Annotated in this window: 21 protein-coding genes; 17 read left to right on the top strand and 4 right to left on the bottom strand. The window is 47.7% G+C overall.

Annotated elements, in window-relative coordinates; genetic code table 11:
* The first annotated feature begins 78 nt into the window (after nt 1-78).
* From MHH25_RS29420 to MHH25_RS29400, 5 genes are all read left to right on the top strand, one after another.
* Nucleotides 79-879 (top strand): PepSY domain-containing protein, encoded by an 801-nt coding sequence (locus tag MHH25_RS29420; RefSeq protein ID WP_036671624.1) that lies wholly within the window; start codon nt 79-81, stop codon nt 877-879.
* A 229-nt stretch (nt 880-1,108) separates the two neighbouring features.
* Nucleotides 1,109-1,744, top strand: a complete 636-nt coding sequence (locus MHH25_RS29415) for a PepSY domain-containing protein (protein WP_084650299.1) — start codon at nt 1,109-1,111, stop codon at nt 1,742-1,744.
* Between the two features lie 363 nt (nt 1,745-2,107).
* Complete coding sequence (locus tag MHH25_RS29410; protein ID WP_340018735.1) at nt 2,108-3,616, top strand: RICIN domain-containing protein; 1,509 nt, start codon at nt 2,108-2,110, stop codon at nt 3,614-3,616.
* A gap of 233 nt (nt 3,617-3,849) precedes the next feature.
* Nucleotides 3,850-4,635, top strand: a complete 786-nt coding sequence (locus MHH25_RS29405; RefSeq protein ID WP_036606587.1) for an ABC transporter ATP-binding protein — start codon at nt 3,850-3,852, stop codon at nt 4,633-4,635.
* 1 nt (nt 4,636) lies between these two features.
* Nucleotides 4,637-6,304 carry a hypothetical protein gene (locus tag MHH25_RS29400; RefSeq protein WP_340018734.1) on the top strand — a complete coding sequence of 556 codons (1,668 nt, stop codon included), beginning with the start codon at nt 4,637-4,639 and terminating at the stop codon, nt 6,302-6,304.
* Nucleotides 6,305-7,072: 768 nt separating this feature from the next.
* On the opposite strand, the gene MHH25_RS29395 is transcribed toward MHH25_RS29400, so the two are convergent.
* Nucleotides 7,073-8,287 (bottom strand): Glu/Leu/Phe/Val dehydrogenase dimerization domain-containing protein, encoded by a 1,215-nt coding sequence (locus MHH25_RS29395; RefSeq protein ID WP_340018733.1) that lies wholly within the window; start codon nt 8,285-8,287, stop codon nt 7,073-7,075.
* A 346-nt stretch (nt 8,288-8,633) separates the two neighbouring features.
* Here MHH25_RS29395 and MHH25_RS29390 point away from each other — a divergent pair, with 346 nt between their 5' ends.
* From MHH25_RS29390 to MHH25_RS29380, 3 genes are all read left to right on the top strand, one after another.
* On the top strand, nt 8,634-9,149 hold the full coding sequence (locus MHH25_RS29390; RefSeq protein WP_036606590.1) for a DUF2179 domain-containing protein: 516 nt from the start codon (nt 8,634-8,636) through the stop codon (nt 9,147-9,149).
* A 290-nt stretch (nt 9,150-9,439) separates the two neighbouring features.
* Complete coding sequence (locus MHH25_RS29385) at nt 9,440-10,867, top strand: hypothetical protein (RefSeq protein ID WP_339190704.1); 1,428 nt, start codon at nt 9,440-9,442, stop codon at nt 10,865-10,867.
* A 326-nt stretch (nt 10,868-11,193) separates the two neighbouring features.
* Entirely contained in the window at nt 11,194-11,871 is a 678-nt protein-coding gene (locus MHH25_RS29380) for a hypothetical protein (protein ID WP_051447005.1), read from the top strand.
* Between the two features lie 75 nt (nt 11,872-11,946).
* Here MHH25_RS29380 and MHH25_RS29375 read toward each other — a convergent pair whose 3' ends face one another.
* The 3 genes from MHH25_RS29375 to MHH25_RS29365 all read right to left on the bottom strand — a co-directional run bounded on the left by MHH25_RS29375 (nt 11,947) and on the right by MHH25_RS29365 (nt 15,535).
* A complete protein-coding gene (locus MHH25_RS29375; protein WP_036606594.1) occupies nt 11,947-13,023 on the bottom strand; it encodes a substrate-binding domain-containing protein in 1,077 nt (358 codons plus the stop codon).
* Between the two features lie 140 nt (nt 13,024-13,163).
* Nucleotides 13,164-14,348 (bottom strand): glycosidase, encoded by a 1,185-nt coding sequence (locus MHH25_RS29370; protein WP_036671619.1) that lies wholly within the window; start codon nt 14,346-14,348, stop codon nt 13,164-13,166.
* Nucleotides 14,345-15,535 (bottom strand): AGE family epimerase/isomerase, encoded by a 1,191-nt coding sequence (locus MHH25_RS29365; protein WP_340018732.1) that lies wholly within the window; start codon nt 15,533-15,535, stop codon nt 14,345-14,347. Before MHH25_RS29365 ends, MHH25_RS29370 begins: the two co-directional genes overlap by 4 nt.
* Nucleotides 15,536-15,948: 413 nt before the next feature.
* Between MHH25_RS29365 and MHH25_RS29360 the strand changes: the two genes are divergently transcribed.
* The 9 genes from MHH25_RS29360 to MHH25_RS29320 all read left to right on the top strand — a co-directional run bounded on the left by MHH25_RS29360 (nt 15,949) and on the right by MHH25_RS29320 (nt 25,811).
* Nucleotides 15,949-17,262: an extracellular solute-binding protein gene (locus MHH25_RS29360; protein ID WP_340018731.1), complete on the top strand. Its 1,314-nt coding sequence runs from the start codon at nt 15,949-15,951 to the stop codon at nt 17,260-17,262.
* Between the two features lie 195 nt (nt 17,263-17,457).
* Complete coding sequence (locus tag MHH25_RS29355; RefSeq protein WP_017691677.1) at nt 17,458-18,345, top strand: sugar ABC transporter permease; 888 nt, start codon at nt 17,458-17,460, stop codon at nt 18,343-18,345.
* A 2-nt stretch (nt 18,346-18,347) separates the two neighbouring features.
* Nucleotides 18,348-19,181 carry a carbohydrate ABC transporter permease gene (locus tag MHH25_RS29350; RefSeq protein ID WP_074092703.1) on the top strand — a complete coding sequence of 278 codons (834 nt, stop codon included), beginning with the start codon at nt 18,348-18,350 and terminating at the stop codon, nt 19,179-19,181.
* 22 nt (nt 19,182-19,203) lie between these two features.
* A complete protein-coding gene (locus MHH25_RS29345) occupies nt 19,204-20,241 on the top strand; it encodes a glycoside hydrolase family 130 protein (protein WP_017691679.1) in 1,038 nt (345 codons plus the stop codon).
* Entirely contained in the window at nt 20,241-21,188 is a 948-nt protein-coding gene (locus MHH25_RS29340; RefSeq protein ID WP_218641579.1) for a 1,4-beta-xylanase, read from the top strand. Before MHH25_RS29345 ends, MHH25_RS29340 begins: the two co-directional genes overlap by 1 nt.
* A 296-nt stretch (nt 21,189-21,484) precedes the next feature.
* Nucleotides 21,485-23,119, top strand: a complete 1,635-nt coding sequence (nikA, locus tag MHH25_RS29335; RefSeq protein WP_036606706.1) for a nickel ABC transporter substrate-binding protein — start codon at nt 21,485-21,487, stop codon at nt 23,117-23,119.
* A gap of 74 nt (nt 23,120-23,193) precedes the next feature.
* Nucleotides 23,194-24,138, top strand: coding sequence for a nickel ABC transporter permease subunit NikB (gene nikB, locus MHH25_RS29330; RefSeq protein WP_076320104.1), 945 nt, complete (start codon nt 23,194-23,196; stop codon nt 24,136-24,138).
* Nucleotides 24,135-24,965 carry a nickel ABC transporter permease subunit NikC gene (gene nikC / locus MHH25_RS29325; protein WP_036606611.1) on the top strand — a complete coding sequence of 277 codons (831 nt, stop codon included), beginning with the start codon at nt 24,135-24,137 and terminating at the stop codon, nt 24,963-24,965. Before nikB ends, nikC begins: the two co-directional genes overlap by 4 nt.
* Nucleotides 24,966-25,004: 39 nt before the next feature.
* The gene (locus MHH25_RS29320) at nt 25,005-25,811 is read left to right on the top strand and encodes an ABC transporter ATP-binding protein (protein WP_340018730.1); all 807 of its coding nucleotides are present in this window, start codon (nt 25,005-25,007) and stop codon (nt 25,809-25,811) included.
* Nucleotides 25,812-25,918: the final 107 nt, after the last annotated feature.

The following is a 25,918-nucleotide window of genomic DNA, read 5'->3' as shown; positions in this document are numbered from 1 at the left end:
AATTCTCATTCTTCTCTTATATACTGATAAGCATCAGATCAACTGGGGATGATAAGAGAGTGCATAGGGGGAAACGTGATGACAGAACATGAGCAGCGACCACCGGAGATGAAACGGCATGAACAAGGGAACATTGGATGGGCGAAATCGCGAAGGTCACTCTGGTGGGGTGCAGGGCTTCTCGTTGTGCTGATTGTGGCAGTTGTGGTGTGGTGGAAGCCTTGGCAATCGACTGGTGCGGTACTTACGGCAGATGCGGCAGCACAATCGGTGCTTGATCAATATCCAGGAGAGATTGTAAATTCGACGTTGAAGGACGGGACGTATATCATGCAGCTCCGTTCGGAGACCGGCCTATATGATGTGCAAGTGGATGCCGTTACAGCTGCTGTGAATTCCATTAAACGGCTGGAGTCGAACCCGCAAGCGGAAGAGAAGACGTTATGGAGCCGCGAGCAGATCAAGACGGCGTTGTTAAAACAACAGACAGATAACCAATTGGTCTCGCTTGAACTTGTGGAGCAGCAAGGCAGTCCGGTATACACCGCGGTAGTGAAGGCAAAGGATAACAGTCGTGAAGAACTCACGATTGATCCATACACGGGAGAGACGATAGCTTCCAAAACAATAGCAGCCCCGACAACTGAACCAACCAAGGATGATCCCAAACCTCAGTTTCTGAGCGAGAAACAAGCCAAACAGAAGGCACTTGCGGAGGTTCCGGGGGAAGTGGACGACATCGAACTGCGTGGAACTAACAGCGGGAATCCATATTATCTGGTTGAAATTGATTTGGAGGATGGCCGGGAGGCTATTGTGCAAGTGAATGCCATCTCAGGAGCAATTCGTTCGGTGACTTGGGATGAGGACGATGATTAACATTTGTACAGGAATCCATTGAATATAGAGTTACACCTTGTTGGATAGATGATTCCTAATGTTGGGGTCATCTTTTTCATTTCTTTTAGATTACATACATAATGAACACTCATTAAATGAGCATTCTCTTCATTTTCTCATCAAATTCTAATCTAACTCTCGCTGATCTCTCATTCCTGCAGGTTATTCTATAAATGTAGACGAGAACGAAACAACAACGAGGAGATGAATGATGATGATGAACAAACATAAACTTTGGATTGGTAGCTTGTCAGCAGCAGTATTACTTGGTGGATCAGCCGTAGCGGCTAGCGGGAATGTGAACGGACAATCGGTGCAAACTACACCAACGTCAACAACACAATCTGCAACACAGAATCAGAACAGCACAGGTAAAATGCTGAATGCATCCCAAGCGAAAGCGTTGGCGTTAAAAGCAGCCGATGGTAAAGTGGATGACGTGGATCTGGAGCGTAGAAACGGCCAAACGTTCTATGAAGTTGAGATCGACAGAAAAGGAACCAATGATGTTGTCGTTCGTCTGGATGCTTATACAGGCAAAATCCTTGCGGTCGTGAATGATGAAGACTACGATGATGACGACGATTATAAAGGTACTGTAACAGGCAACACATCTAATAACTCTACTTCCAAGCAGGTCAAATTGACGGCATCCCAGGCTTCAAACATTGCGTTGAAACAAGTTACGGGTGGTAAAGTAACCAAAGTCGAGCTGGATCATGATGATGGTCGCTATGTGTATGAGATCGAACTGAGAACTGCTCAAGGTGAAGCAGATGTAGATATCGATGCCAACACAGGTAAAGTGTTATCGTTTGACCAGGATTTTGACGACCAAGATTAAGCAATAAGGGTGAGTATACGCCGATAAAACATCATATAAAAACCTGCCTATGAACAGCCGCACACAGCTAGAGATCGTTACATCATGGAGGGGCAAGGCAGGTATAGCAGAGGACGCTTCGGGGGAAGCGTCTTTTTGTTGTTGATGGAGAGAGAGCGGAGTATGAAATTGTACATCTTCCGCCGGATTGTTCACTATTCGAGCAGGAACGTGGCGGATACAATCGGAATCAGGGAGGTGAACGCCCAGCCAGTATTGCCAGGAATTCTAATGCTGAAATGCATCATCGATCGGAGGCAGATAAGACATATCGATTTTATTTTATGTAAGCGCTTCACAAAAAACATGGAGGTGCATTACGATATGGCTATGAACGATGGATGGTTGAAAAAGAATACACATTCACGTCGCTTTACCCGCCGCTTAAGTTATCTGCTTGCTTTGGTTTTGGCGCTGCAATCAATAGGTATGCTGCTTGCACCCGGACCGAATGCTTCAGCTGCTCCACTTAGTGTAACGAACGGGATACAGTTCAAGGATACCAATGGCAATGTCGTTCATGCTCATGGGGGCGGGATGATTAAGGCAAATGGGTATTATTACTGGTTTGGAGAGAATCGTAATACGAATGGAACGTTCAAGGCAGTGTCCGTGTATCGTTCATCGGATCTGAAGAACTGGGAGTATCGTAATGATGTGCTGACCAGCAGCTCGGCAGCCGAGCTAAATATCTCTAACATTGAACGCCCAAAGGTCATCTACAACAGTGCTACCGGCAAATATGTGCTGTGGATGCACAAGGAGAATGGTCTGGATTATGGCGAGGCCCGAGTGGCGGTAGCTACTTCGAATACGGTGGATGGCAATTACACATATGTGGGCAGTTATCGTCCACTTGGGTATGATTCCAGAGACATGACGGTATACAACGATAACGGAACCGCTTATCTGATCTCTGCGACCCGAGTGAATGCTGATCTGAATATATATAAGCTGACCCCGGATTTCCTGGGTGTGGAATCCCTTGTCACAACACTGTGGCCTGGACAATATCGTGAAGCACCAGCTCTATTCAAAAAAGACGGCGTCTACTTCCTGATCACCTCGGGTGCGACCGGCTGGAATCCAAATCAGGCCAAATATGCGACAGCCTCCAGCATTACAGGCACATGGAGCGGGCTTAGCAATTTTGGAGACAGCACAACGTATGGTTCTCAATCCACCTATGTTGTTCCAGTAGAAGGTTCACAGACCACATCCTATCTCTACATGGGTGATCGCTGGGCTGGTGCATGGAGCGGACCGGTGCAGGATTCCAAGTATGTCTGGCTGCCACTTTCATTCCCGAGTGCAACCAGTCTGGCGATGAACTGGGCCAGCAGTATTACGATTGATACAGCAACAGGGACTGTGACCGGAGTGAGTACACCGGATGTCTGGGACCCGAATGCTTCATATCAGCTGATTAGTCGTAAGAGTAACAAATTGCTAAATGTCATTGGGGGTTCTTCCGCCAACGGTGCGGACCTGGAGCAGCGAGCAGATGGGGGGATGACAAGTCAACAGTGGCAGATTACCGATGCGGGTGGCGGTTATGTCAAAATCATCAACCGTTCCAGTGGCAAGCTAATTGGTGTGGAGAATGGTGCCACGACCGATGGGGCTGTCATTGAACAGTGGAATGATGGTGGCTGGGCCAGTCAGCAATGGCAGCTCGTCCATGTAGGTGGTGGTTATTATAAACTGAAGAACCGCAGTACAGGCAAAGTATTGGATATCTCCAGTCAATCCCTGGCAGATGGGGCTGCGGCCATCCAGTGGACGGATAATGGCGGCACGAATCAACATTTTCAGATTGTTAAGGTGCAGTAAGACTTTTAGATATTAGAAAATAAGATTCAACATAAAGTGGAAGCCCTTGTCTCTTACCATAAGGTGGGACAGGGGCTTTGTGATGTGTTCGCGCTTGTTACGTGATGCTCTTACTCGAAAGGGATATCCAGTTGATGGCTCATATCGTGACCTATTTCCGATCATTACCATCCCAATCTGTGGTAAACTAGTAGAATTGTAGAAAAAGATAGAGACAGGAGCTGGATAACGAAGTGAGTGAACAACAAGTGCTATCAATTGAAAGCTTGCGTATGAGATACAACGGACGTTATGTGCTGAACGGCATCGATCTGGAAGTAAATCGCGGTGAGATGATTGGATATATTGGTCCAAACGGGGCTGGCAAAAGTACGACGGTTAAGATTTTACTCGGGCTGGTTGAAGGGTATGTAGGCACGGTGCGAATCTTTGGTAAAGATATTGCGGATGGCGATGTAGAGTATAAACGCAGAATCGGCTATGTTCCGGAGGTGGCGGAATTGTACGAACAATTAACGCCTGCGGAGTATCTGACTTTTACGGGAGAGTTATACGGTATGTCCTATGAGGATGCGGATTACAAAGCCAAGCTATTGATGGATTGTTTTGGAATGGAAAAATCATATCATTCCCGCATTGCCTCTTTTTCCAAAGGTATGCGTCAGAAAGTGCTGTTGATCTCTGCGCTGCTGCATGACCCGGATCTGTTGTTCCTGGATGAACCACTCAGCGGATTGGATGCCAATAGTGTGATGGTGGTCAAAGAGATTTTGTCACAATTGTCAGCCAAAGGCACAACCATCTTCTATTCGTCACACATCATGGATGTGGTGGAGAAGATCAGCAGTCGAATTGTACTGATTGCTGAAGGACGCGTAGTGGCAGACGGTACGTTCAAGCAGCTCCAACAGCAATCCATGGAAGGTACGCTGGAGGAAGTATTCAATCAATTGACAGGCTTCAATGAACATAAAGCCATTGCTGAGCGATTTGTATCGATTGTGCAGGAGGTGTACTGATATGGAGGAATCCTCTGACTTCCGCACGCTCAAGATTCTGGATCGCTTTCGTCCGCTTATCGCCAAAACAGGGGCGGATTATGATGTACTGCGCCTGATCTTGCGAGTGAAGTTCCAGATGGATCAACGCAGAGTACCTACCATTTTATCCAACAATTCAGGGAAAAAGGAGCGCAAGGAAGGTAATCAGTTTCTTCGATCCCTGTGGTTGTATGGATTAATGGGACTGATGATGGTTCCCTTCATCGTCTGGGATACGGGGCATTTCATGCTTCAGATGGGCCTTGTGTTTGGCATCTTAATGTTTATGATCATGACGTCTATGATCTCAGATTTTTCCTCCGTGCTGCTGGACATTCGTGATCGTAATATCATTATGACGAAGCCTGTTAATGGGCGAACGGTGGGGATGGCCCGAGCCATCCATGCGGGCGTATACCTGCTATTACTGACAGGTTCATTAACCGGTATACCGCTAATTGCTGCGTTGGTAACGCATGGGATCGGATTCTTTCTGATCTTCCTTGTGGAACTGATTCTGATCAATATGCTGATTCTGGTGACAACGTCTCTGATCTATCTGTTCATGATGAAGTTTCTGGATGGTGAGAAGCTGAAGGATATGATCAATATGGTGCAAATTCTGCTTTCCGTGGGGATTGCGATCGGTTATCAGCTGGTCATTCGTTCGTTCAGCATTATTGATTTTGGTATGGTATTTACCCCGGCTTGGTGGCAGTTGCTGTTGCCTCCGTTATGGTATGCGGCTGCATATGAATGGTTATTTGCAGGGGGCGGGAATGTGTGGATCTATACGTTCACAGCACTTGCAGTCTTGGTTCCTGTGGTGAGTATGATCGTATATGTGAAGCTTATGCCTTCCTTTGAATTGTATTTGGAAAAAATGGCACATTCGGGTCAGTCCTCCGGACGCAGACGTGGAAGATGGGATCGGTTGATCTCCAAGGTGGTCAGTCGTTCGAGAGAGGAGCAGGCTTGCTTCCGTCTGTCAGCCAGCATGATGCGTAATGAACGGGAATTCAAGCTGAAGGTGTATCCATCGCTTGGTTTATCATTTGTTTTACCTTATGTATTTTGGTTTACTGAATTGCAATCTTCTAGTTGGGCGGAGTTTAGACAAAGTTCGTTTGTATACACCTTTTACATCGTGCTGATGCTGGTTGTAACGGTTGTAGTCATGCTGAAATTTTCGGGACAATACAAGGCGTTCTGGACCTTTCGCGCTGCACCGATGGCAAATGATAGCGCGTTATATAAAGGAGCTCTAAAGGCATTCTTATGCAACATGTTCCTGCCTATATTTCTGGCAAATGCCATTTTGTTTACCTGGACATTTGGATCACGGATAATGCCGGATATTGCGATTATTATGCTGACGGCTACGGCGCTTGTCCCACTGGCAGGCAAGTTGTTGCTGCGTAAGCCACCGTTCTCCCAATCCTTTAGTATGGCGCAGCAAAGTGATGGTTGGTATGTATTCGCCGCCCTTCCTGTGCTTGCCATGTTATGGGGAGTCCATGTCTTTTTCCGTTCGGTGTCAGGGGGCGTATGGATCTATGGTGCGCTACTGATCGTAGCGAATGTGTTGCTGTGGACGCTACTGTTTCGAGAGAAGAAGACAGCGAAGAAGAGGTCGGTTGCAGTTTGAGAAGTTGCAGCAGAACTGAAGAATAAAAGAGTAAAAGAAGGACTGAAGTAAAGTAGTAAAAGAAGGAAAGAAAAGAGGGTGGATTACGTTGAGAGGGACGGTTTACAAGAAAACTTAATGTAATCCGTACAGAGAGCGATTGGAAAAAAATGAGCCAAAGGGTCAACGTTCTAGAGAAGTAAGAGATTAGAGTACAGTGCACCAGAGAAGCATGAATTAAACACCGAAGAATGAAGAATAAAGAGCCAGAGCAAGAGGCAAAGCGATAAGGATTAGAAAGTAGAAGGACGAAGTGATAAGAGCCTAGAAGAGTTAAGAGTGCTAAGAAGAACTAAAAAGAGCTAACCGGGACACTTACGTCTAGGTTAGCTCTTTTTGAAAGGTGATGCTACCCCCAAAGAAACCTTCGCCGCAGCGCTAACGAACCTGAGACAACCTATTCAGGGTCAAAATCTGAAATATAAATTCTAACGAACCTCAGGAACGCTATCCTTCGGAAAAGTAGTTATTTAGCTTGAAAAAGAACCAATCTAGGCACAATAACGTGTCTGAGATTCGTTAGATATTAGATCCATGCTAAAAGGGGCAAATAGGGTGTAAGAGATTCATTAGAATGGAGTAAAGCAGTGGAGGCTCTCTTTCAGTACGTCGAAATGTCGAAATCCAGTGAAGCTATAATGAGTTCCAGATATGCTATAGCTTTGAACATTAGAGTGACGAAGAATGTGTGGGCGGTGTGAATATACATAGGTAGCAGGGTTGGATGCCCTATTTCTTATGGCCTGAGCGGAGGATGAATTCTGCAAGCCGATCGGCTGCATCGGCTGTGGAGATCGCAGATTGCGCAGCGTCTGCGTATACCTTGCTCAGCGTGCCTGCAATCCCCGCCACCTTTTGGCGGATCAGGTCAGGCCCTTCGCCTTCCAGCTCGTAGGCGGTGGAGATGATTCCGCCTGCGTTGAGCACATAATCAGGCGCGTACAGGATGCCGCGCGCCTGCATGCTGCCTGCAACCAGCTGTCGTTCACTCAGCTGGTTGTTGGCCGCCCCGGCAACGATGGAGCAGCGCAGCTCCTCCACCGTTGCCGGGGTCAGTACGCCCCCTAGGGCACAGGGGGCGAAGACCTTGCAGTCAGCGGCGTGGATATGGGCCGGATCGGCCGAGATGGCGCCGCTGAACTGCACAAGGGCACGTTGTACACGCTCCGGTACAACGTCTGCCACAATGAGCCGTGCCCCGGCTGCATGCAGGTAACGGCACAGGGCATACCCGACCTTGCCCAGTCCCTGGACGGCAACGGGAATGCCCTGCAAAGATTCAATGCCTTGCTGGCGCAGCGAGGTCACAATGCCGATGTGTACGCCGTAGGCGGTCATCTCGGCAGTGAAGTCATCCTGCGCCCCAAGCGAACCCGTGGTGTCCGTCACATGTGCGGTCTCCAGTCGGATCTGGTCCATGTCTGTCGCCGTGGTACCCAGATCAAGACCAGTCACGTATCGCCCGTTCAGCCGCTCCAGACAACGACCCAGTGCACGAAAGCGCTGCGCCCGCTTGGATACGTCCGTATCCAGGCTTTTATCTTGTGGATGCGTACCCTCATCAGCGGCGACTTTCCGTTCAGCCGCAGCGCCCTTTTGCTGCTCTACCCCTAGATCTCCAGCGACCTGCTCAACACTTTGAGATCCGCAACCATCCTCATCCGGTTTTGTATTCTTCACTAAAGGCACATTCCATATGACTACTTTCCCGCCGCCATATGGCAATCCGGAGATTGCATTTTTGTACGTCATGCCTTTGGCAAGCTTTACAGCATCCCGAACAGCTTCTTCCTCGGATGCATACGTCCAGTAGCGGCATCCGCCGAGCGCAGGTCCAAGGACCGTGTTATGAATGGCAATGACCGCCCTCAATCCACTATTTGCATCATGGCAAAAAATGAGTTCCTCCATGCCTTCCCGCTCCATCTCCTGCCATAACTGCATGACGGTACCCCCTTTTTGTTTTGACCCATCCATCCTGGTTCTGACCTGATATCCTGTGCGAGCGTGCTTGGCTTTATGATGATACAGCATATTCAAAGACTCCCATTTTCGCCCCTGGGACCTCCGCCGGGTTGATAATCGGTACAAACGGTTCTATAATTGCAGTTCCGGCATGCCAGAGAGCAGAAAGTGCCTACGGATTTACATTCAACCGTTTAGAATGAGGGCATAACGTCCAATGATGGAGATAGAGCGAACATACAGGAAGCATAGATGAAACGAAATCGTCGAGTATATGCAGCAAAGGGCCAATTCCGTTGCGAAGGCCAGGAAAGAGGGATTGTGATTGTTTAAAATATTGGTATTTATCTTTTTGATCCAGATTGTGTACGTATCCGCTTATACACTCCGGATGATTCTGACACTCAAAGGACAGAAATACATCGCCGCACTGATCAGCATGGGTGAGATTGTGATCTACGTACTCGGTCTGAATCTTGTGCTCCAATACCTGACTCAGCCTTCGGCCCTGATTGTGTACGCGGTGGGTTATGGACTTGGGGTGTTGCTTGGTGCGTGGATTGAAGAGAAGATCGCGCTCGGTTATGTTACCGTTAAAGTCATCTGTAACCAGATGGGCAACAACGTCGCGAATGCTCTGCGAGATAAAGGATATGGTGTTACTGCATGGGTGGGCAGTGGACGTGATGGGGATCGGCTTGTGATGGAGATTCTGGCAAAACGAAAAAACCAGAAACTGCTCTACCAGACAATTCTCGATCTGGACCCCAAAGCATTTGTTATTACCGTGGAGCCCAAACAGTTCCATGGCGGCTTCTGGACACGTTCCATCAAAAAGTAAAATCGAGCAGGTCTGCGGCAGATGCAGTCCTGCTTTTTTAATTTCATCCCATCTGGAATGTTCTTATTACCACGATATATTCCTGAAACCTTACTCCCCAAGTTAACTCTGTACGATTCAAGGTTGCTTACAGTACAAACCCTTACCTTACCAGCCTTTCCTAACTACATGTGAGATAGGGATTATTGTTGTAATCGCTTTCAAAATGTACATTGAGAACATGTCCTTCGTAACACGTCATGGCAGCGATGGGCGAATGTCATCATCATATATTGGGAGGAATGGAATCGATGAAATCTAAATTTCGAAGTTTATGCAGCACAGCCCTGGCTCTAACGTTGGGGTTAACTTTATTGTCCGGCCCGGCAAGTGTGCAGGCAGCGGGTAACGCAGACTACAATCTTACAGGCTTCTCCCAAGGGAACGCGGGCGGCGGCATCATTAGCGAATCAAACACAGCCACGTATAAGAAAGTGTATAATGCGACCGATCTGGCACTGGCTCTGAAAAAGAACTCCGGTGTCAAAGTTGTTGAGATCATGAACGATCTGAATCTGGGATGGAATGAAATTCCGAGCGCAGCGCAGACTGCTCCTTTTGCCAAGCATAATGATGCGTTGACGCATCCCGTATTAAAACAGACCGGTGTCAGCAAGCTCACGATTGACGGTTTCAATGGACTCACGATTTTCTCCGCTAACGGCTCCAAAATCAAACACGCTGCGATCAGCGTGAAACGAAGCTCAAATGTCATTATCCGCAACCTGGAATTTGATGAGTTATGGGAATGGGATGAATCCACCAAAGGTGATTACGACAAGAACGATTGGGATTACATCACCCTGGAGGAGAACAGCAACGTATGGATTGATCACTGCACATTTAATAAAGCCTACGACGGACTCGTCGATTCGAAAAAAGGAACCAGCGGCGTGACCATCTCCTGGTCCCTCTTCAAAGGGGATGACGGCAGCTCGAACAGCTGGGTTACCCAGCAGATTAACGAATTGGAAGCAAACAAGGCTTCCTATCCCATGTATAACTACCTGCGCAGCAGTGCGGTAGGTCTTAGCAAAGCCGATATTATCGCCATCTCAGGACCACAAAAGAAAGGACATCTGGTCGGTTCGACCAGCCTGGAATCGGCTAATGCCAACCTGTCCATGACGCTGCACCATAACTTATACAAGGATATTCAGGACCGGATGCCACGTCTCCGCGGCGGCAACGCACATGCATACAACATCGTGATGGATTCGACAGGGGCACGTGCCGCTAAAGCCAAAATTACAACGGCGATGGCAACAGCGATCGCGTCCAAAGGTTATAAGTTCGATATCATTGGCAATGGGGCAATCTCCACAGAGAGCGGAGCCGTATTGGTCGAGAAATCAGTCATCAAGGACGTTCTGTATCCTGTTCGCAACAATCAGACCGATCCGGCAGATCCAACCTATACCGGCAAAATCAGAGTGACCGATACCATGTATTCTTTGGATGGAAGCTCATTCCGTGGCAACAGTGATACGTCTGGCAGTCCACTGGCGCCAATCCCGGCCGTGGTGAAATCGTTCTCCTGGAACGGCTTCTCGTCACTGCCTTACAGCTATACCACGGATGATCCATCTACGTTGAATGCACGCCTCACGGCTTCCAATGGCGCGGGTTCCGGTAAATTGACCTGGTCCAAGGACAATTGGTTGAAGACAAGTTATTGATATCAAAGTAACCTGTTGCTTTTACGTTCTTCAAATAAGGAAAAGAGTGCTCCTGCAGCTACGATAGCCGGGAGTGCTCTTTTTATATGAATCGGCTCCATAAACAGTTTGGCGGGCCGCTTGAAAAGTGACTCCTTGTTAGGGTGGATCATCTCCAGCTGCAGCATGTGTTAGTCTCGCCGGTGATCGATGTGAATCTTTATTTATCTTCATTACCTTTGTGAGTAATTTATGACAAATTAACCATTTATACAAGTACGCCTTGTAATTTTACTTACCGGTAAATATAATTTATTAGAATTAACCAATAAGGATGGTGAAGCAGCTTGGATGTATGGATATACTCCGTACTTACTCTTGTTTATTTGATACTTGTTGTTTGGATGGCCGTCGATTTAACCCAGAGGAAGCAATGGCTCGCGTATTCCAGTTTTCAGCTATTTGTAGCGTTCAGCTTGGCATATGACAATGGAATTATTGCTATAGGTAATTTGATAGGGGATGGGGAAGTGTTAATGGTCCTCAGTAGCCTTCGATTTTGGCTACATGCCTTTGCTACCCCTACCCTTATTCTTGTTGGCTACCATATCTTGCGCAGCTCAGGTGCCAAGTTTGCCAATAGAAGTATAACGAGTGTGGTGGCATGGCTGATAACTTTAGGTTTGGTTATCTACCAGATTGTAGGTTTTACTTTATCCGAGGTTAAAAATCTCAAGGTGATAGAAGAGTATGGAGTACTGAGATATATGGCAGAAGGTCATGGAGGTCCGCCGATGATGGTGATCATCGTGGGGATTGTTCTGTTATTTGTTAGCCTGGTCGTTCTTTTCAAACATAAATGGGTTTGGCTGTTTGTTGGAACTGCCTTGTTGTTTGTAGGGCAGTTAATCTCCCTGCCAGTGGAAACCGGTACTTTAACCAATGTGTATGAGTTGATCCTCATCCTCTCGATTTGGAGAACGACTACATTTTTGATGGATTCAACAGATCATCGCCGTCGTTAAGCTCCAATGCATCAGAAAAGACTGGCCAGTAAGATAAAGGCCAGTCATCTGTGTTCGTTGATTTCATTTTTTAATTCAGATATCCATAGTATCTGATGAGGCAGACACAGCACTTACCGATTCACGATAGATGATATTGCCTTTAACATGAACACGGCCGAAGCTGCGGTTTGGGTTGTCGATCTTTTTGAGCATCGACTGAACTGCGGTACGCGCCATCTGTTCTACGTCCACTTCGACGGTTGTCAGCTTGGGATCGGAGAGCGTGGCATAGATATCATTATCAAAACCAACAACAGAGCATTGGCCAGGTACCTGAATATCCATGGAAGTCAGTTTCTGAACGAGCAGATGAGCGACCTGATCACAGTTGCATACAAAAGCGGTTGGCAGCTGTTCCGGCAGATCAATCTCAATAAACGTACCCCGTTCATCCCGATCATTCAGAACCAGATCCGGATTCATCGGCAAGCGATGTTCCAGCAAGGATTTGTAGTACCCAAGGAATCGATCCTGGATGCTGCTCGTGGAATACAGGTTCCCTACATAAGCAATGTTACGGTGGCCCTGCTGAACCAGATAGTTCGTCAGCTCATAGGCAGCGTAGAAGTTATCGGTAACAACGGAATCGATGTCCGAATGTTCATCGTAGAAGTCGAGAAACATTTTGGGAACCTCCATCGATCGCACCAGTTCAATATACTCTTTGCTAATCTGTCCGAGCACGATGAAACCATCGACCTTGTTATCGCTGTACAGCTTGGGCAGTGTTAATTCCTCCTCATCCTCCACATTCAGAATGTGCAGAATGCCGTAGTAGCCCTGTTCCTCCAGATGTTTGGTGATGCGCTGGAACACGCGTACATAGAACGACTGCGTAGGCCCGGTAAAACGCTCCGGGATAATTACGCCAATATTATGGGTTAAGCCTTCCTTCATGGAACGGGCAGCAGCATTATACCGATAGCCCATTTCAACAGCAAGCACTTTAATTTTTTCCTTTAATTCGCCACTCACGCCATCTTTATCATTCAATGCTTTCGAGACGGTCACACTGCTGACCCCGAGCCTGTCGGCGATATCCCGCATGGTGATATTGTTCTTCAGTATGGTCGCCTCCTTCAAGCCGGTATAGGCACAATGTGCTGTCATTATGATGAACACTTTCTTCCAACATAATAACAATCCATATCAGTATACATCGTTACCCACTTGGAATAAAGCCATTCTGGCTGTTGTTTCGCTAATTTTCAGCACATTGCAGGTTTCCCTGAGAGGACGCTCTACCGATGTTACGTTAATTGTTTCTGTAAAAGCTTCTCATTCTGTTCAATCAGCTGACCCCGCTGGCTGGCACAGTCCAGGGAACGATACGGATCAGCCGGTGTATTGAACGTATAATCGACCAGTTTCTCCAGAGTCGTTGTTGCCACATGACAGCGGGTATCGCTGGAAGCGTAATAGATAAAGACTTCTTCCTGCTCATTGACCACAGCACCGTTGCAGAAAATAACATTGGACACATCGCCTGCCCGCTCATCGTCATAAGGAGCAATGAAGTGGCCGCCCGGCTTGGCAATAATACGCGCCGGATCATTCAGATCCGTAGCGAAGGTGTATAACACGTAACGCAGGCCTGCTGCGGTGTTCCGAACTCCATGAGCAATGTGAATCCAGCCACGATCCGTCTTGAGCGGAGCAGGGCCTTGACCGTTTTTGACCTCATATACCGTATGATATTGCCGTTCGTCGATAATTGTCTCTTCATGAATGACAGGGTTCAAGATATCCTCACACAGACCAAAGGCGATTCCGCCGCCACTGCCTGTTGAGATGAATCCATCCTGTGGACGGGTGTAGAAGGCATATTTTCCATCCACGAATTCCGGGTGCAATACGACATTGCGTTGTTGAGGGGAATTCGTTGTGATGTTGGGCAACCGTTCCCAGCTTGTGAGATCTCGTGTCCGAACCAGTCCTGCCTGTGCAACTGCGCTGGATGTATCAAATGCAGGAGCCTCAGGGTCTTTGCGTTCCGAGCAATAGATGCCATAGATCCAGCCATCTTCATGTTGAACGAGGCGCATATCATACTGATTGGTTTCATCCGCATCGATATCATCCCAGACCAATGGTTTACCCGTGAAACGGAACCCGTCAATTCCATTGTCGCTCTCGGCGAGCGCAAAGATTGATTTGCGATCCAATCCTTCCGTACGGATGACCATGACGTATTTGCCATTGAAATAGATGGCTCCTGGGTTCAGTGTAGCGTTAATGCCCAGGCGTTCCATGAAATGCGGGTTTGTCGTCTCATCCAGATCGAATCTCCAATGCAGCGGTACATGATGGCGAGTGATTACTGGATATTGGTACCGATCATATATGCCGTTGTAAAAGGAAGAATTGATCTCATTAGGGCGAGTAAGCAGCTGTTCCTGTTTCTCCAGTAACTCCTTGTATTTCGGGTGTATCATTCTGATCCCATCCTCTCCATTAGTTCAATACAGAATCTGCTATTGTGATACGGGCATTTCCACGGTCCAGCAATTTCGCTCTGATCCGGTGTACCGTTGCCGTCAACCGACCAGTACCATTCCCCACCAGCCCGCTGATCAATGATGTTTTCTTTGGTATAGGTCCACAAGCGTTCCACTCTCTCCAGAAACAATGGATCACCTGTACGCTGATATGCATTATAGAAACCGACCATCGCCTCGGCCTGAACCCACCAGATTCGCTTCTCATCGATATGTTCACCTTCTTGTTCATTGAGCAGGGAACCATCCGCATTCACGGCTACATTGGAGATGTTATAGGCGATATCTGTTACCATCGCCGCATACTCCAGATGTTGCTCCATCCCCAGAACTTTCAGTGCTTCGTCGATTAGCCAGCTGGCTTCGATGTCATGTCCGAACGAGCGCAGATCGATGATGGATTCCCACTGTTTGTTGAAAAATACCCCGAGAAACTTGGTGTCTTGGTCATACACCCGTTCATATAGAATTCCGAGCAGGCGTTCCAGCGCCGCCTTCACTTGTTGATCCGGCCACACGCGATAGAGCGTGGTGTAGGCCTCCAGTACATGGATATGCGTATTCATTGTGTAATCCGCAATCACTCCATTTTCGCTCAGCATTTCATTGGGCTGTTCCTTCCATGTGCGATCAAATTGTTCCTTGTAAGCAGGTAGTCCGGCGTCCAGACCTTTGTCCTCGATAAGAGCAAAAAGCGTTTTCGCAAGTTCCAATGCAGAAGCATCCCCGGTAGCACGATAGTACTCACTGAGTGAATACACACCGAATGATTGCGTATACACATGTTTGCTCGTGTCCAGCGCTTCCCCTGTGTAATCTACCATCCAGTACATACCGCTATATTCGGTATCCATCACATGGTCAGCGAGAAAACGATAGGCGTGCTCCGCGTGATCGCGCCATCTTTCGTTTCCGGTAACCCGATAGGCTGCTGCAAAAGACCAGAGTTGTCGTGCCGTGGCGATCCCGCCTTTGGGTGCCTGTGGATTCACCTGAAGATCATTGCCAACCCAACCGTAGAATCCACCGTGGGTTGTATCTTTAAGGTTGGACCAGAAGGGTAAAATCTGCTTCTCCCAATGCGCCTTAATCTCAGATTGAAGTTCGATTGTTTTTGTATTCATAAGTGAGCGCTCCTTCAACGTGTTACATAAATCTTAATATATAAATTGAACTAAAGAATATTTACACTGGCCACTCCGATGACAGAATAACCTTCCGATCGCTGTTATCCCCAGATTTTTTTGATTCCCTTTTTCAAAGGTGAAATTCCGGTGATAAAGGCGAACGCTTTGCTTCTTCAGGTTCTTTCTGTCCTCTACGTTTCGTGTAAATGTTTAATCAATATATATAGTTAAGTTAACGGTAACTTTATTAAATAATATTAGTGCTCTGAAAAACAGATGTCAACGAAATGCATCGCAATTTTTATTGTTAAGTTATAAATAATTTAATTGACAGGTAAGCGTTACCATAATAGAATTCATTTTGTAACCTTAACGATAACTTAATTAACTTAAGAGAGGGGTCGAAACAATTGAGAAAAAACAAAGGTTGGATGATGTTGCTGACGATGCTACTCATCACTTCACTACTTGCTGCATGTTCATCCGGAGGTGGATCTTCGCAGGCAGGGGAGGAGATCAGTACAGATCCGGCAGATATCAAAGGTGAAATAACCGTTCTGACGCAACGGACAGATATTGTTGATGCCGTATTCAAAGATTACGCAGCAGAATTCAACAAGGAATATCCTGATGTAAAAGTAAACTTTCAGGCGCTGGCCGACTACGAAGGACAAGTGAAAATCCGTATGAGCACCAAAGATTATGGTGACGTACTGATGATCCCGACCAGTGTTCCGATCGCAGATATCCCGGACTTTTTCGAGCCACTCGGCACGTACGATGAATTGAAAGACAAATACACCGCTATTGAAGAACGCATGGTGGATGGTCAGGTCTACGGTATCCCTACCGTGATCACTTTCTCCGGAATCATTTATAACAAACAGGTCTTCAAAGACGCAGGCGTTACCGAATTGCCAAAAACACCGGAGCAATTCCAGGTTGCGCTCCAATTGGTCAAAGACAATACAGATGCGGTTCCGCTCTACACCAACTATGCATCTGGCTGGGCTCTCACCCAATGGGAATCGGATCTGCCAACCGTTGCAGGCAGTGTGGATTACGTTAACGTGGACCAACCGAATACAGATGAGAACTTTGTGCCTGGTCAGCCGCACTATGAACTATATAAAGTGCTCTATGATGCAGCCAAGAACGGTCTAATCGAGAAAGATCCAACAACAACCGACTGGGAAAGCTCCAAAGCGGATCTCGCCAAAGGCAAAATTGCCACGATGGCACTGGGCTCTTGGGCCATCACGCAGATTCAAGGGATGACGGATACACCGGACGACATTGGATTCCTTCCTTTCCCTACGAATGCAAGTGAGGTTGTGGTTCCGCTCTCCGCGGACTATAACATCGGCATGAACGTGAACAGTGAGAACAAACCTGCTGCCAAAGCTTGGATTGACTGGTTCCTGGCGAAATCAAACTACGCGGTTGAACAGGGTGGCGGTATGGATGCAGACAAGAATGCTGAATTACCACCCATTTTGGATCAATATAAAGACGTTAAATTCTCCACGCTTACACCTGCCAAAGAAGGTCAGGAAGGTCTGGTCGACAAGATTGATAACGAAGGCGAAATCGGTCTCTGGCAGCCTGATTTCAAGAAACGCATTATCGAAGCAGGTATTGGGAACCGCAAGGAATCGTATGACGACATCATGAAAGATCTGAACGACAAGTGGGTCAAAGCAAGAGCAGAACTCACAAAATAATTGGATTAACGTAAGTGGATCAGGTGATGAATGGACTGCGGGGATATAGGAAGCCATTTATGAATGGAGTATGGAATATGTGGTATTTGAAAGCATGGTACCCATGCTCTTCCCCGGCAGTTATTCCGCAGGAATTCCATTGGACGGGAGTCTTTCGATATATAGGCGGGAGAACCGCTTGGAGGTGTGGAGAGCATGAAGTACTTAAAACTTTCGAATTGGGGCTACTCAGCGCAACGCATATTTATCATCTGTGCCTTCTCAATTATTCCGCTGGCGTTGCTGTTCACGTTTGCATACTTACCTGTCATCAACATGTTCAAATACAGTTTCACCGATTGGAACGGATACAGTAAAAGGTTTGATTATGTTGGGTTTGAGAACTACACGCGCATATTCAGTGATCCCGAATACTTCAAAGTATTTATTGTCAGCTTGTATTACTTCGTGGCTACGTTCTTACAGATGGGCTTGGCGCTTTACTTTGCCACCATTCTGAGTTTCAAGGTTCGAGGCAAAAACTTTTTCAAAGGCATACTGTTTTTCCCTTATTTGCTGAATGGGGTAGCCATCGGTTTTATCTTCCTCTTTTTCTTCAAACCGGACGGTACACTCGATATGCTCATGCATGCTGTAGGGCTGGGACAATACACGCAGCTCTGGCTCGGTAATCCGAATATTATCAACGTGTCACTCGCAGGTGCATCGGTATGGAGATACATGGGCTTCAACTTTATCATTTTCCTGGGTGCAATCTCCTCCATTCCGAAGGATGTGTATGAAGCATCCGATATTGATGGCGCCAATCGCTGGCAGCAATTCCGCCACATCATCCTGCCAAGCATTACACGTATCCTGCAGCTCAACCTGATCTTGGCGATTAGCGGCGCAATTAGTGCGTTCGATATACCATATATCATGACCGATGGTTCCAACGGCAGTATGACATTTGTAATCCAGACGGTTCATTTGGCGTTTAAATATGGCAAGCTGGGACTGGCATCCGCCATGGCTGTGGTGCTGCTCTTGATCGTTATTCTCGTTACGCTTGTGCAACGCGTCACCATGAAAGGGGAGGAATAAACGTGACACAACTCAAATACACCCTTGCGAGCGTGGTTAAATATGCTTCCCTGGTTATTGCGGCGTTTATCGCGCTTTTGCCCATCGTGGTCATCCTATTTGCATCTCTCAAAACGAATGCGGAATACGCTACCAGCAGCCCGCTTGCTCCACCAGCCAACTGGCTGAACTTTGCGAACTATACGAAGGCTTTTGTGGATGGTAACATGCTGGTCGGTTTCAAAAATACAATTATTATCCTGATCATCTCCATTATAGGAGCGACTTTAACCGGTTCCATGATCGCGTATGTACTGGATCGTTTCAAATTCAAAGGTAAGAAGATTATGGTCGCGGCATTCCTGCTCGCTACCCTGATTCCAAGTGTTACAACGCAGGTCGCCACATTCCAGATCATCAACGCGCTCGACCTGTTCAACACGCGCTGGGCGGCCATCGTGATGTACCTGGGTACAGATATCATCGCGGTTTATATCTTCCTGCAATTCCTGGGCTCCATCTCAAGTGCACTGGATGAATCCGCCATGCTGGACGGCGCGTCGTACTTCACGATCTACTGGAAAATCATTCTGCCACTGCTGAAACCGGCCATTGTAACGGTCATTATCGTGAAGGGTGTGAACATCTATAACGATTTCTACACACCGTTCCTCTACATGCCTAAGACCGATCTACAGGTCATATCCACCGCCTTGTTCAAATTCAAGGGACCGTTCGGATCGCAGTGGGAGGTCATCAGCGCCGGCATTATGATCGCCATTATTCCAACGATGATCATCTTCCTGTTGTTACAGAAGTACATCTACAATGGCTTCGCGCAAGGCTCCGTTAAATAAAATCCGAAGGGAGAAATGAAAAATGTCAGTTGCTGAAACGAAAAACGTACACATTGTTGGGGACGCTTTGCCGAATATGCCATGGGAAGCCAAACCGGAGGGAACGGAAGGCCCGGTATGGAGACATTCGGCCAACCCGGTGGTTCCGCGTAACCCGGTCAAAGGTGTTGCCCGCATTTTCAACAGTGCCGTTGTACCGTATGAAGGAAAATTCATTGGGGTATTCCGCGCCGAAACCGTTAATGGACGTCCACACCTTCACATGGGCGCAAGCGAAGATGGTCTGGAGTGGACAATTGAAGAGGAACGCATTGCATTTGTAGATGAAAATGGCGATCCGTTTATGCCGAACTATGCGTACGATCCACGTTTGGTCAAAGTCGAGGACACGTATTACATCATCTGGTGTACAGACTTCTACGGCGCAGCACTGGGCCTGGCCAAAACAGATGACTTCAAAACATTTGTCCGCCTCGAAAATCCAATGCTGCCGTTTAACCGTAATGGCGTGTTATTCCCACGCAAAATCAACGATAACTATGTGATGTTGTCCAGACCGAGTGACAGTGGACACACTCCATTCGGGGACATCTTCCTGAGTGAAAGCCCGGATCTCGTGTATTGGGGCAAGCATCGTCATGTGATGAGCAAGGGCGGCCAAGGCTGGTGGCAATCGGTCAAAATTGGTGGCGGGCCTGCTCCGATCGAAACGTCCGAAGGCTGGCTGATGTTCTACCATGGCGTCACTGGGACCTGTAATGGTTTTGTCTATAGCATGGGGGCGGTCATTCTGGATCTGGATGAGCCATCCAAAGTAAAATATCGTTCCTCCAACTTTGTACTGACACCGGAAAAATGGTACGAAGAACAAGGATTCGTTGATAACGTCATCTTCCCGTGTGCAACACTGCATGATGCCGAGACCGGACGTATCGCTATCTATTACGGCGCCGCCGACACGTATGTGGGCGTGGCTTACACAACCATCGAAGAGATCGTGAACTATGTGATCGAGACGGATGAAGTTATTGCCGGAGATCATGAAGAGGGCAAGCTGTAATGCATATGGATTATATCAAGGGATTTACATTTGGTTGGATGAGTGGTAAGGGTGACTTCCGTAAGCCGGAAGCCAAAGAATCTTTGCGCCTGATGGCAGAACGTACAGGCAGTTCTCATGTTATTTTTGCACTGGCGGCACATCAGGATCATCCGCAGGCGGTAGAGGTCAAGTATCGGGGCACACATCTGGTGGATGATGATGAACTGGTGGACATGATTCGTTATGCCCGTACACTCGGGCTGCGTGTCATTCTGAAACCAACCGTCAACTGTACCGATGGCACATGGCGTGCACACATTAACTTTTTTGATATCGATGTGCCGTGTGAGCCAAAGTGGAAGGATTGGTTCCGCAGCTACACGGCATTTCAGAAGCATTATGCAGCGATTGCAGAGCAGGAAAAGTGTGAAATGTTCATCGTTGGCTGTGAGATGGTGCAATCCGAGCGTCGGGATCAAGAGTGGCGCGAGGTGATCGCTGGTGTGCGTGAAGTGTATACGGGACTGGTGTCATACAACACGGACAAATATCAGGAAGATCATGTGAAGTGGTGGGATGCTGTGGACGTGATCTCTTCCAGTGGTTATTATCCCATCGGAGATTGGGAGGCACAGCTGGATCGAATTGAGCAGGCGATTGCTCCCTACGGCAAACCTTTCTTCTTCGCAGAAGCAGGCTGTCCCAGCCGCAGTGGATCAGCCCAGGTACCGAACGATTGGGGACTAGAAGGCGAAGTAAGTGCGGAGGAACAAGAGCGTTTCTATGAGGCGATGTTCCGGGATGTCAGTCAGCGTGACTGGGTACGCGGATTCGGTCTATGGGATTGGAGCGCATATCTGCATGCGGAGAAGGAGGCGCTGACCGATGATGGATATGGTGTTTACGGCAAGCCAGCGGAGCAGGTGATTCGTCGGTTCTATGAGGGCATCGCTGTAGACGTTTAAAATGAGAAACAAGAAGGCGTATGTGAAGATGGATTTCAGTGATATATCTGCATATGTACTTTCGTGATTTCCATGCTGTGAGCAAGGAATAACAGATTATGGTGGAGCTTATTTTTTTAGTTGTAATTCACATTCATGTCAAGAAGCCTTTCCTCCCATAGGAAAGGTTTTTTGGCTATTTTAGTAACAACACATACCATGTCGAATTTTGTTGACAAAAGGAGGGCTCCTGCCTATTCTTAATGGATGAATATGATAATCATTATCATAAAATAGAGAAAAGGGGTTCAACATTCATGTCTGTACAACATCGCAAATCTTCGGCCCTCACGTTGGCAACTATGCTCTTGTTGTTATTCGTTATTGTGGGTTGCAGCAATACAGGAAGTGGAGATGAATCCTCATCTGCTGCTTCGGATCAAACATCTACGAAGTCGATTACGATGTCATGGCCACGTGATATCGGTACAATGAATCCGCACACGTACAATCCTTCGCAATTATTTGCCCAATCCATGCTCTATGAGCCACTGATCAGTTACCAGAAGGACGGAAAACTGGAACCTGCGCTGGCAGTATCATGGACCATCTCCGATGACGGCAAAGTATATACATTTAAGCTTCGCCAAGGTGTGAAATTCTCAGATGGTACGCCATTTAATGCTGAGATTGTAAAGAAGAATTTTGACGCTGTGATGAAAAATAAAGCTACACATAGCTGGCTGGGCATTGTAGGTGTGCTCGACAAGACAGAGGTTGTGGACGACCACACGTTCCGTATGACACTCACAGAGCCGTACTATCCTGTTCTTCAGGATTTGTCTGTGGTTCGTCCTTTCCGCTTCCTGGGTGAAGCCGGATTCCCGGATGACGGAGATACATCCGAAGGCATCAAAGAGCCAGTTGGAACGGGCCCGTGGATGCTGGCTGATTACAAGCAGGACGAATATGCTGTTTTCAAACGCAACCCGAATTATTGGGGAACCGCACCGAAGGTGGATCAGATTACGGTTAAGATCATCCCTGATGCAGAAACCCGCGTGCTTGCTTTTGAAAAAGGTGATCTCGACCTGATCTATGGTGAAGGTATGATCAGTCTGGATGCGTTCCAACAGCTTCGTGACAACGATAAATATGTGAGTCAGCTGTCTGATCCGGTAGGTACGCGAGATCTGCTGCTGAATTCCTCCAATCCGAAGCTGTCTGATCTCAGAGTGCGGATGGCGCTCCAGCAAGGATTTAACAAAAAAGCGATGGTGGAAGGCATCACTCTGGGTCTGGAAGAACCGGCAGATACGGCACTATCCAAAAACTACCCATACACCAATGTTGACCTGAAACCGATCGAATATAACGTGGAACAATCCAAAGCTTTATTGGATGAAGCGGGTTGGAAGATGCCTGCGAATGGTAGCGTTCGTGAGAAAGACGGCCAACAGCTTGAATTCGAAATGATTTTTGACAAGACGGACCCGATTCAGAAAGCGATGGCTGAGACCATTCAGGCGGAATGGAGCGAGCTTGGGGTTAAGGTAAACCTCACTGGGCTGGAACTGACGGTACAGATCAAACGTTTGAAAGCCAATGATTTCGACCTGTATTTCTGGTACAACTATGGTGCTCCGTATGATCCACATTCCTTCATTAACGTTGTAGCGAGCCCTGGATTTGGTATCTCTGAGACGCTCAGTGCCTTGCCGATGAAAAAGGAACTGGACGAGCAGGTACATGCCGCACTATCATCAACAGATGAGACGAAACGTCAGGAGCTGTATGGCTCTATCCTGACAACACTCCAGGAACAATCGGCGATTGTCCCCATCTCGTATGTTAAGAAAACGGCGGTATATCAGAAGAAAATTTCCAACTTTATTTTCCCGGCAAACCGTGATGAGAATCCGTTTGTAGGCATTGAATTGGGCAACCAATAAGTTGTATTTACTTTAATTTCGGAGTGGTAAAGCCTTGGCAAGGTCATGTAGCTTGATAAAAGGGAGGAAGTTTGTTGATCAGTTATATCGGGAAACGAATGATCGCGATCATTCCTATCGTTTTTATCGCTACACTTGTTACCTTTGCGCTTATTCATATATCACCAGTTGATCCGGCCGAGGCTTATCTGACAGCTGCTCATATCTATCCCACACCGGAGCTGCTTGCGCAAAAGCGGCATGAGTTCGGTCTGGATCAGCCTATGTTAACCCAATATGTGCATACGATTCAGAAGATTGCCAAGCTCGACTTCGGCACTTCGTATCTCACCAACAAACCCGTATGGGATGAAGTGAAACTAAGGATTCCCGCTACGGCTGAACTAGCCTTCTGGAGTATGTTGTTATCCGCTTTGGTGAGTATTCCATTGGGAATACTGGCGGCGGTGTATAAGAATAGCTGGATTGACATGGTCAGCCGTACGATTTCCTATTTTGGAGCATCTATTCCGCAATTCTGGCTCGGTTACCTGCTGATCTTCTTTTTCTCAGTGAAATTGGACTGGCTGCCTGTGGAGGGGCGTGGATCGTGGGAGAATCTGGTTCTGCCTACGATTACTCTCTCCTTGATTCTTATTGCGGTCTACACCCGATTGTTACGTTCCAGTGTACTGGAGCAATTGCAGGAGACATATGTACAGTATGCGAGAACACGCGGGATTCGCGAAAGAGTGATTATGCTCAAGCATGTCCTGAAAATCGCCATATCGCCCCTTATTACAGGAATGGGGATGAGTATGGGCAAGCTGCTCACAGGCACCATTATTGTAGAGCAGGTGTTTTCCTGGCCTGGGTTCGGACGATATTTTGTCGATGCGATATTTAATCGGGATATTCCCGTTATTCAATGTTATGTCTTCCTGGCGGCCTGCCTGTTCATCGTATGCAATCTGCTCGTTGATCTGGTGCAGCTCGTTATGGACCCACGGATTTCAGCGAAAGGACGGGCAGAACATTGATAAACAAATGGCGTGCGGTATTTAAAGGGCAGAGAGCCATCCAGATCTGCTCGGTGATCATATTGCTTTTCTTCGTGATCGCGTTATTAGCCCCATGGATTGCTCCTCATGACCCGGTGAAGGTGAATCTGTTGCAGAAGCTGGCGAGTCCATCGCTTGAGCATTGGCTCGGAACGGATCATCTGGGACGCGACAATCTCACTAGGCTGATGTATGGAGCGAGAGTGTCGCTTGGATTTGCTACCCTGATCTTCCTGTCATCTTTGCTCATAGGTGTCATTGTAGGTTCAATCTCCGGTTACCTTGGTGGTTGGGTGGACAGTCTGTTGATGCGCTTGTGTGAAGGCATTATGGCGTTTCCGAATCTGGTGCTGGTACTCGGTATTGTAGGGATCTTTGGTCCAGGTTTGATGCAGGTGCTTCTAGCACTCATGATGGTACAGTGGGTGTATTATGCACGTATCTGCCGGAACATGGTCGTTAGTCTGAAAGAACGGAACTTCATCGCAGCGGCGCGGATTAGCGGCTCCTCTTCGTGGACGATTATTCGGAAACATATCATCCCCAACGTGCAGCGTCCGATCGTTGTGATGGGTACTCTGGAGATGGGGTGGGCGATTATGGATATATCTGCTCTGTCTTTCCTGGGACTCGGTATTCAACCACCGAATGCAGAATGGGGCGCTATGATTCATGAGGGGACAGGTTATATTCGCAGTCATCCGGAGTTGATGATCTACCCGGGGGCATTGATTCTGCTCGTAGTCATTACGTTCAACATTTTGGGAGAAGCGTTATCCGAGCGTTATGGCATTGCAAAAAGGTAGTGGTTCGGAATCGAAGGCATATGAGGGGTGAACGTAACGATGGATGATGCAGCGAAGGTACTCGAAGTTCGTGGTCTGCAAGTGAATCTAAGAACAGCGGAGGGTTCAGTCCCGTTACTGGAGCCCATTGATTTTGAATTGAAAAAAGGTCGTGTCTTCGGTCTCGTCGGTGAGAGTGGCAGCGGTAAGACCGTTACATGTAACGCGTTGCTCCATCTGCTTGATCCGCGCAGGATGGAAGTGTCGGGCAGCATCCACCTGAATGGACGGGAGCTTGGCTCGTTGTCAGGTGAGGAGATGCGGCGCATCCGCGGCAAGGACATCGGATTTATTATGCAGAATCCGATGAATGCTTTTACACCCGTATATACGATTGGATCGCAATTTATTGAAACTTTGCGTACGCATACGGGAATGCCCAAGGGACAAGCGAGAGAACAGGCGATTGCTGCCTTGGCAGACATGAACCTGCCCGAGCCGACCAAGCTAATGAAGCGATATCCATTTCAACTGAGTGGGGGCATGTTGCAGCGGGTGATGATCGCCATATCGATGTGCTTGCGACCAGCCCTGGTCATTGCTGATGAACCAACGACGGCACTGGATGTCGTGAATCAGTTCAAGGTGCTTCAGGAATTGGATCGGCTACGTACGGAGTATGGCACATCCATCTTGCTCATCTCCCACGATCTGGGCGTGATCTCGCAAATGGCGGATGAAGTCGCGGTCATGCAGAAGGGGCGAATTGTGGAGCAGGCGGATGTGTACCAACTGTTCGATCACCCGCAGCATGAGTATACACGGATGTTGTTAAATGCCAGGCCCAGTATGTCTTTGGGACGATAGCGAATGACATGTGGTATGAATCGTTCAGTGAATGTATGTGTAGAGCGGGTATGAATTGATTTTGAGTGGGTAGGCGTAGGGGTGGAATGAACATGGTGATGTGTAAT

The organism is Paenibacillus sp. FSL H3-0457, assembly GCF_037981725.1.
GTDB classification, from domain to species: domain Bacteria; phylum Bacillota; class Bacilli; order Paenibacillales; family Paenibacillaceae; genus Paenibacillus; species Paenibacillus amylolyticus.
The sequence above is the reverse complement of the archived record's forward strand: the minus strand, read 5'-3'. Positions and strand labels throughout refer to the sequence as shown.

Coding starts and splice junctions, on each gene's coding strand:
- MHH25_RS29420 (WP_036671624.1), top strand. CDS start 79: ATGACAGAACATGAGCAGCGACCACCGGAGATGAAACGGCATGAACAA.
- MHH25_RS29415 (WP_084650299.1), top strand. CDS start 1,109: ATGATGATGATGAACAAACATAAACTTTGGATTGGTAGCTTGTCAGCA.
- MHH25_RS29410 (WP_340018735.1), top strand. CDS start 2,108: ATGGCTATGAACGATGGATGGTTGAAAAAGAATACACATTCACGTCGC.
- MHH25_RS29400 (WP_340018734.1), top strand. CDS start 4,637: ATGGAGGAATCCTCTGACTTCCGCACGCTCAAGATTCTGGATCGCTTT.
- MHH25_RS29395 (WP_340018733.1), bottom strand. CDS start 8,287: ATGCAGTTATGGCAGGAGATGGAGCGGGAAGGCATGGAGGAACTCATT.
- MHH25_RS29385 (WP_339190704.1), top strand. CDS start 9,440: ATGAAATCTAAATTTCGAAGTTTATGCAGCACAGCCCTGGCTCTAACG.
- MHH25_RS29375 (WP_036606594.1), bottom strand. CDS start 13,023: ATGACAGCACATTGTGCCTATACCGGCTTGAAGGAGGCGACCATACTG.
- MHH25_RS29370 (WP_036671619.1), bottom strand. CDS start 14,348: ATGATACACCCGAAATACAAGGAGTTACTGGAGAAACAGGAACAGCTG.
- MHH25_RS29365 (WP_340018732.1), bottom strand. CDS start 15,535: ATGAATACAAAAACAATCGAACTTCAATCTGAGATTAAGGCGCATTGG.
- MHH25_RS29355 (WP_017691677.1), top strand. CDS start 17,458: ATGAAGTACTTAAAACTTTCGAATTGGGGCTACTCAGCGCAACGCATA.
- MHH25_RS29345 (WP_017691679.1), top strand. CDS start 19,204: ATGTCAGTTGCTGAAACGAAAAACGTACACATTGTTGGGGACGCTTTG.
- MHH25_RS29340 (WP_218641579.1), top strand. CDS start 20,241: ATGCATATGGATTATATCAAGGGATTTACATTTGGTTGGATGAGTGGT.
- nikA (WP_036606706.1), top strand. CDS start 21,485: ATGTCTGTACAACATCGCAAATCTTCGGCCCTCACGTTGGCAACTATG.
- MHH25_RS29320 (WP_340018730.1), top strand. CDS start 25,005: ATGGATGATGCAGCGAAGGTACTCGAAGTTCGTGGTCTGCAAGTGAAT.